Genomic DNA, 6,871 nt, shown 5'->3' with positions numbered 1-6,871 from the left:
GTTAAGCTTCTCTGCGCCGATGGTACTGCACTCGGGAGGGTGTGGGAGAGTAGGTCACCGCCGGACAATTTTCATATGGGAAGGGCCCCGACAGTAGTGTCGGGGCCTTTCTCGTGGGTGAGCCCCGAGGCTATGGCTTCGGGGCTTTTCTTGTTTGTGGGGCCACCGCGATTACACCGGTACGTTCCGGCTCCGCGAGGGCGAACGGACGACCGGCACTCCGGACCGGCCCCATGATGGAGGTATGACTTCAGTGACTTACCGCGTGTGCGTGGTCTGCATGGGCAACATCTGCCGCTCCCCGATGGCCGCGACCGTGCTCCGCAAGGTGCTGGATGGTCACGGGCTGGGCGACCAGGTGATCGTGGAGAGCGCCGGCACCGGCGGATGGCACGCCGGCGGGCCGATGGACGAGCGGGCGCTGCGGGTGCTCGCCGCTCACGGGTACGACGGATCCGAGCACGTCGCCCAGCAGTTCACCGCCGACTGGTTCGACCGCTACGACCTGGTGCTGGCCATGGACCGCGACAACCGGGCGTTCCTCAGCCGGATGGCGACCTCCGGCGTGGAGGTGCGGCTGTTCCGTTCCTTCGACCCTGACGCGCCTGTCGGCGCCGAGGTGCCCGACCCGTACTACGGGGGCGATGAAGGGTTCGTCGAGGTGCTTACCCTGGTGGAGGCCGCGTCCGTGGGCATCGCCAAGCACATCGCCGATGAGATCGACTGAGGACCTGGGCACGTCCCACGGCTGGCGGTTGCAGCGGGGCGTGCTCGACGACGGCCGCGTGGTGTTCGCCAAGACGGGAGCCCGTTCGCCGGTCTTCGCCTCCGAGGCGGCCGGGCTGCGCTGGCTGGGCGAGGTCATCGCCGTACCCGAGGTGATCGAGGCCGGTGCGGATCGGCTGGTCCTGTCGTGGGTGGACGAGGAGCCGCCGAGCGCCGCCGCGGCCGAGCGCTTCGGCCGCGACCTGGCGCTCATGCACCGGGCCGGGGCGGACGCCTTCGGCGCGCCCTGGCCGGGGTTCATCGCGGAGCTGCCGATGGACAACGCGCCCGCCGGCGACTGGCCGACCTTCTACGCGGAGCGGCGGGTGCTGCCGTTCGCCATGACGGCCCGGCTGCCGTCCCGTGACCTGGCGCTCGTCGAGCGGGCGGTGGCGCGGTTCGCCGAGGTCGCCGGGGAGCCGGAGCCGCCCGCCCGCATCCACGGCGACCTGTGGAGCGGCAACCTGCTGTGGTCGGGCGGCCGGGTCGTGCTGGTCGACCCCGCGGCCCACGGCGGCCACCGGGAGACCGACCTGGCCATGCTCGCGCTGTTCGGGGCGCCGTACCTGGACCGGATCCTTGGCGCGTACCAGGAGGAGGCCCCGCTCGGGGACGGCTGGCGTGAACGGGTCCCGCTGCACCAGCTGCATCCGCTGCTCGTGCACGTGGTGCTGTTCGGCGGCGCGTACCACGGCAGCCTGATGGACGCCGTGGCGAAGGTGCTGGCGCTCTAGGAGTTGAGCCGGCTGATGACCTCGTCGTGCAGGAGGCCGTTGGTGCACACCAGGCTGCCGCCCTCCAGGCCGCGCACGCCCGCCGTGTCGGTCCAGCGACCGCCGGCCTCCTCGACGATGACCGTGAGCGCCGCCATGTCCCACGGCGACAGCTCCGGCTCGGCCGACAGGTCCACCGAGCCTTCGGCCACCATCATGTGCGACCAGAAGTCACCGTACGCGCGCGTGCGCCAGCAGGAGCGGCCCAGGTCGAGGAAGCCGTCGAGGCGGCCGGTCTTCTCCCAGCCGCTGAAGCTGGAGTAGGAGAAGGACGCGTCGCCGAGGCTGGAGACGGACGACACGCGCATCCGGGTCGCCTTCGTCAGGCTCCTGCCGGTCCACGCGCCGCCGTCGGTCGCCGCCCACCAGCGTCGGCCCAGCGCCGGGGCCGACACCAGGCCGACCACGACCTTGCCGTACTCCATGAGCGCGATCAGCGTCGCCCAGACGGGGACCCCGCGCACGTAGTTCTTGGTGCCGTCGATGGGATCGACGATCCACGACCTGGCCCCCCAGCCGGTCTTGCCGAACTCCTCACCCACCACCGCGTCGCGCGGCCTGGCGCGGCGCAGCGTGCCGCGGATCGACTCTTCGACGGCGCGGTCGGCGTCGCTGACCGGGGTGAGGTCCGGCTTGGTCTCGACCTTGAGGTCGACCGCCTTGAAGCGCCGCATCGTCAGGTCGTCGGCGGCGTCGGCCATGACGTGGGCGAGACGGAGGTCATCGTGGTATCCCTGCACGAAGTGTCACGCTACCGTGCCGCCTGTGCCGAACAGCAGTCACCCGCGGCGGCTTTTCTGATAAGCCCGATTTTCGGTTACCGGCTAGTAGCATGCGGGCATGTCACTTGACGTCGGCGATCTGCTGCTCCAGACCGTGCCCTTCGCCCGCACTCTCGGCATCACCTTCGACTCCGCCGCCGACGGGCGCGCCGTCTGCCGCCTGCCGGACCGGTCCGATCTGCACAACCATGTCGGCGGTCCGCACGCGGGCGCCCTGTTCACCCTGGCCGAGTCGGCGTCCGGCGCCGCCATGCTCACGGCCTTCGGCGACCAGCTCGACCGGGCGGTCCCCCTGGCCACCGCGTCGACCGTCCGCTACCTCAAGCTGGCCAAGGGCGAGATCGTGGCATCGGCGCGGCTGCTGGTCGCGCGCGAGGAGGTGGTGGGGCGGCTGGACGCCGGTGAGCGGCCGGAGTTCGACGTCGAGGTCGAGGTACGGAACGAGGAAGGCACGGTGGTGGCCACCCTCACCGTCTCCTGGACCCTGCGCCCTTCCCGCTGAGTCCTGGTCAGGGGTTGTCGTCGAGCGCGCCTTCCCGGCTGGCCAGGAGGCGGCGGAGGGACCGCAGGCGGGCCGTGTCGGCGTGACCGGCGGCCACCCAGGCGTCCAGGGCGCAGCCCTCCGTCAGGTGGGTGCAGCCCTTGGGACACTTGACCGTGCCCTCCACCAGGTCGGGGAAGGCGGCCAGGACCGTCTCCACCGACACGTGGGCCAGGCCGAAGCTGCGGACACCGGGCGTGTCGATGATCCACCCGCCTTCGGGCAGTTCGAGGGCGACGGCCGAGGTGGAGGTGTGGCGGCCGCGCCCGGTCACGGCGTTCACCTGCGACACGGCTCGGTTCGCGTCGGGGACGAGCACGTTGACCAGCGTCGACTTGCCCACCCCCGAATGCCCGACCAGCACGCTGATGCGCCCCTTGAGGTGGTCGCGCAGCTCGTCCAGCGAGCCGCCCCGGTGGACGACGACGTGCGGCACCCCCAGCGGGGCGTACTGGGCCACCAGGTCGTCCGGCGGCGCCAGGTCGGACTTGGTCAGGCAGAGCAGCGGGTCGATCTCCGCGTCGAACGCCGCCACCAGGATGCGGTCGATCATGCGCGGCCGGGGCGGCGGGTCGGCCAGCGCCGTCACGATGACGAGCTGGTCGGCGTTGGCCACCACCGGCCGCTCGATGCCGTCGGTGTCTTCGGTGTCGTCGGCCGAGCGCCGCAGCATGGACGTGCGCGGCTCCACCCGGACGACCCTGGCCAGCGTGTCGGGCCGGCCGGAGACGTCCCCCACGAGCGCCACCCGGTCGCCGACCACGATGCCCTTGCGGCCCAGCTCGCGCGCCTTCATGGCCACCACCAGGCGGCGCTGCTGCTTGCGCCTGGCCTCCACCAGCGTCGTGTAGCGGCCCCGGTCGACCGCCACCACGAAGCCCTGCTCCGCGTCGTCGTGGGCAGGGCGGATGCGGGTCCGCGGCCTGGAGCCCTTGCCCGGCCTGACCCGTACGTCGTCCTCGTCGTACTCCCGCCTTCTCAGCGGTCCACTCCTATGACCTCGCTGGCTCGTCCAGAGGGGCCGCATACCCCGGGAAGGGGGAGGTATCCGCGCATGGCGGTCACCGGTCGCCCAGCATGGCGGCCCACATGTCGGCGAACTCCGGAAGGGTTTTACCCGTCGTCGCGATGTTCTCCACCTCGACCCCGGGAACGGCCAGGCCGATCACCGCGCCGGCCGTGGCCATGCGGTGGTCGTCGTAGCTGTGGAAGAGGCCGCCGCGCAGCGGGCGGGGACGGACGACGAGCCCGTCGGCGGTCTCCTCGGCGTCGCCGCCGAGCCGGTTGATCTCGGTGACGAGCGCGGCGAGCCGGTTGGTCTCGTGGCCGCGCAGATGGGCGATCCCGCGCAGGCGGCTCGGCGTGCCGGCGAGCGCGGCCAGCGCGGCGACGGTCGGGGTCAACTCGCCCACCTCGCGCAGGTCGGCGTCGATCCCGGCGATCTCTCCCGTGCCGCTCACGACGAGGTCGGCGACGTCGCCTGAGGCGGACTCCAGACGGACGTCGCCGCCCATCCGGGCGAGCAGGTCGCGCAGCGTGTCGCCCGGCTGGGTGGTCTTCAGCGGCCAGCCGGGGACCGTCACCGTGCCGCCCGTGACGAGGGCGGCGGCCAGGAACGGCGCCGCGTTGGACAGGTCGGGCTCCACCACCCACTCGCGGGCCGCGATCGGCCCCGGCTCGACGCGCCAGACGTCGGGCTCGTGGTCGTCGACCCGGACGCCGGCGGTGCGGAGCATGTGGACGGTCATCTGGATGTGCGGCTGCGAGGGGACCGGCGGGCCGGCGTGGCGGACCGCCACCCCCTTCTCGAACCGGGCGGCCGCCAGCAGCAGGCCCGAGACGAACTGCGACGAGGCCGAGGCGTCGACCGTCACCTCGCCGCCGGCGAGCGGCCCGTGGACGGTGAACGGCAGCGCGTCGCCGTCGACCCGCGCACCGAGCGCCCGCAGCGCGTCGAGGATCGGGCCCATCGGGCGCTTGCGCGCGTGCGGGTCGCCGTCGAACGCCACCGGGCCGTCGGCGAGGGCGGCCACCGGCGGCACGAACCGCATGACGGTGCCGGCCAGCCCGGCGTCGATGCGCGCGCCGCCGCGGATCGGCCCCGGCGTGACCGTGTAGTCGACGCTGGAGGCGGTCTCGGCCGACGTGGTGAGCGTGGCGCCGAGGGCCCGTAGCGCCCCGGCCATCAGGTCGGCGTCGCGGCTGCGCAGCGCGCGGCGTACGACACAGGGACCGTCGGCGAGTGCGGCGAGCACCAGCGCCCGGTTGGTCACCGACTTCGAACCGGGCAGCGAGACGGACGCCGAGACGGGAGCGTCGGCGTGCGGGGCGGACCAGTGGGCGTCAGGCATGCTCAAAGCCTACTGGCCCGCCGCGCCGTCACAGGAAGACGGCGGTGTCGAGCAGGAAGTCGACGGGGTCGGGGAGGTGGATCTCCTTGCCCAGGTCGACGCTGGTGGAGATCGTGTAGCGCCCGTCCTTCGGCTCGCTGAACACGGTGACCCGGGCGGGCTCCGAGACGGGGTCGATGAGCAGGTAGATCGGGACGCGGGCGGTCGCGTAAATGCCGGGCTTGTGGTCGCGGTCGTCGCCGACGCTGCTGGCCGAGACGACCTCGCCCGCCATGACGAGCCCGCTCGCGTACACCTCGCGGGCTCCCCAGCGGGGCGCGTCGGGTGGGTACACCGCGACGTCCGGCTCGTACGGGTCACGTGTCCCGTCCGTGCAGATCCCGAGGCCGGCGACGGCTTTCCAGCCGCGTGCGACGGCGTGGGGGCGCAGAACGACGGCGAGGGTCGTCGCCATGTCCTGATGTTCGGGGGTGCCTAGAGGGCTCACTATCAACCTTCCGTCGATGATCTCGGCGCGCATCTTCGTGCGGCCGACCAGGGCGTCGTAGACGTCGCGAAGGGTCGTGAGCTCGTTTTCGCCCGCGGGGGCGGGCGGGACTTCGCCGGTCGTGGCGGACACCTCCGGCTCGGGAGACGGAGCGGGGCATCCGTGAGTCTTGCGAGAAGTCGTCACCATCGTCCGTATCCCTTCGTGTCCTCTTCGATACTCAGAGTATTGCGCATGCGACTCGTACACGCGAGCGAATGACGGACGTGGCAGTGTGGAGGAATGTGCGGGAGATACGCGTCGGCGCGCGACAAGCACCAGCTCCTCGAGGAGTTCCAGGTGGAGCAGGACGCCGACCCTGAGAAGGAGCTCGGCGCAGACTACAACGTGGCGCCGACCAAGAACGTCTACGCCGTCCTGAGCCGCGTGCCGAAGGACGCCGAGCGGGCGGTGCGGCAGCTGCGGGTGGTCAAGTGGGGGCTGGTGCCGGCGTGGGCCAAGGACCCGTCCGTCGGGTCGCGGATGATCAACGCCAGGGCGGAGACGCTGGCGGAGAAGCCGTCCTATCGGAAGGCGTTCGCCAAGCGGCGCTGTCTGCTGCCCGCCGACGGCTACTACGAGTGGATGCCGGTCGAGGGCGACAAGAAGAAACAGCCCTACTTCATCCATCCGTCCGACGGCGGGGTCCTGGCGATGGCGGGGCTGTACGAGTTCTGGAAGGACCCGAACCGCGCCGACGACGACCCGCTGAAGTGGCTCGTCACCTGCACCGTGATCACCACGGACGCGGAGGACGAGCTGGGCCGCATCCACGACCGCATGCCGATGATGATCGAGCGTGAGCGCTGGGGCGAGTGGCTCGACCCGAAGGTCACCGACACGGAGCAGGCGCAGCGGCTGCTGGTGCCGGCCCAGCCGGGCAGGCTCACCGCCCATCCCGTCGGCACCGACGTCAACAACGTCAGGAACAACGGCCCCGGCCTCGTCGAGCCGCTTCCGGAGGAGGGGGAAAGCGCGCTTTTCTGAAGGTGTAAGGAGCGTGTGAAGCGGGCATCCGGTGAGGAAAGCAATGGCATGCGTGTACGCGGTGTCACTGCTTATCAAATGCCCCTCAATCGCACCGCGCGGGATTACCGGGGAGCTCCCGTCGCGGGTTGCCCTCACTTTCCCGG

At 71.5% G+C, this 6,871-nt stretch carries 8 protein-coding genes; 4 read left to right on the top strand and 4 right to left on the bottom strand.

Annotated elements, in window-relative coordinates; genetic code table 11:
- The first annotated feature begins 244 nt into the window (after window positions 1-244).
- A complete protein-coding gene (locus AB0K05_RS41885; RefSeq protein ID WP_271276577.1) occupies window positions 245-727 on the top strand; it encodes a low molecular weight protein-tyrosine-phosphatase in 483 nt (160 codons plus the stop codon).
- On the top strand, window positions 714-1,499 hold the full coding sequence (locus tag AB0K05_RS41880; RefSeq protein WP_364237059.1) for a fructosamine kinase family protein: 786 nt from the start codon (window positions 714-716) through the stop codon (window positions 1,497-1,499). The genes AB0K05_RS41885 and AB0K05_RS41880 overlap by 14 nt, the downstream gene beginning before the upstream one ends.
- Here the strand turns inward: AB0K05_RS41880 and hisN are convergent.
- Complete coding sequence (gene hisN / locus AB0K05_RS41875) at window positions 1,496-2,278, bottom strand: histidinol-phosphatase (protein WP_148029323.1); 783 nt, start codon at window positions 2,276-2,278, stop codon at window positions 1,496-1,498. The genes AB0K05_RS41880 and hisN overlap by 4 nt on opposite strands.
- Before the next feature lie 100 nt (window positions 2,279-2,378).
- Between hisN and AB0K05_RS41870 the strand changes: the two genes are divergently transcribed.
- Window positions 2,379-2,822 carry a DUF4442 domain-containing protein gene (locus tag AB0K05_RS41870; RefSeq protein WP_364237056.1) on the top strand — a complete coding sequence of 148 codons (444 nt, stop codon included), beginning with the start codon at window positions 2,379-2,381 and terminating at the stop codon, window positions 2,820-2,822.
- Window positions 2,823-2,829: 7 nt separating this feature from the next.
- Here AB0K05_RS41870 and rsgA read toward each other — a convergent pair whose 3' ends face one another.
- From rsgA to AB0K05_RS41855, 3 genes are read right to left on the bottom strand one after another with little or no spacing between them, the layout of a single operon-like run.
- Entirely contained in the window at window positions 2,830-3,888 is a 1,059-nt protein-coding gene (gene rsgA, locus AB0K05_RS41865) for a ribosome small subunit-dependent GTPase A (protein WP_364237053.1), read from the bottom strand.
- A gap of 34 nt (window positions 3,889-3,922) precedes the next feature.
- Window positions 3,923-5,212: a 3-phosphoshikimate 1-carboxyvinyltransferase gene (aroA, locus tag AB0K05_RS41860; RefSeq protein WP_364237051.1), complete on the bottom strand. Its 1,290-nt coding sequence runs from the start codon at window positions 5,210-5,212 to the stop codon at window positions 3,923-3,925.
- A 28-nt stretch (window positions 5,213-5,240) separates the two neighbouring features.
- Entirely contained in the window at window positions 5,241-5,831 is a 591-nt protein-coding gene (locus tag AB0K05_RS41855) for a Uma2 family endonuclease (protein ID WP_364237048.1), read from the bottom strand.
- Between the two features lie 150 nt (window positions 5,832-5,981).
- Here AB0K05_RS41855 and AB0K05_RS41850 point away from each other — a divergent pair, with 150 nt between their 5' ends.
- Window positions 5,982-6,725 carry an SOS response-associated peptidase gene (locus tag AB0K05_RS41850; protein WP_364237045.1) on the top strand — a complete coding sequence of 248 codons (744 nt, stop codon included), beginning with the start codon at window positions 5,982-5,984 and terminating at the stop codon, window positions 6,723-6,725.
- The last annotated feature ends 146 nt before the right edge of the window (window positions 6,726-6,871 follow it).

It is taken from the genome of Nonomuraea sp. NPDC049486 (assembly GCF_040676925.1).
Lineage (GTDB): Bacteria > Actinomycetota > Actinomycetes > Streptosporangiales > Streptosporangiaceae > Nonomuraea > Nonomuraea ferruginea.
The sequence above is the reverse complement of the archived record's forward strand: the minus strand, read 5'-3'. Positions and strand labels throughout refer to the sequence as shown.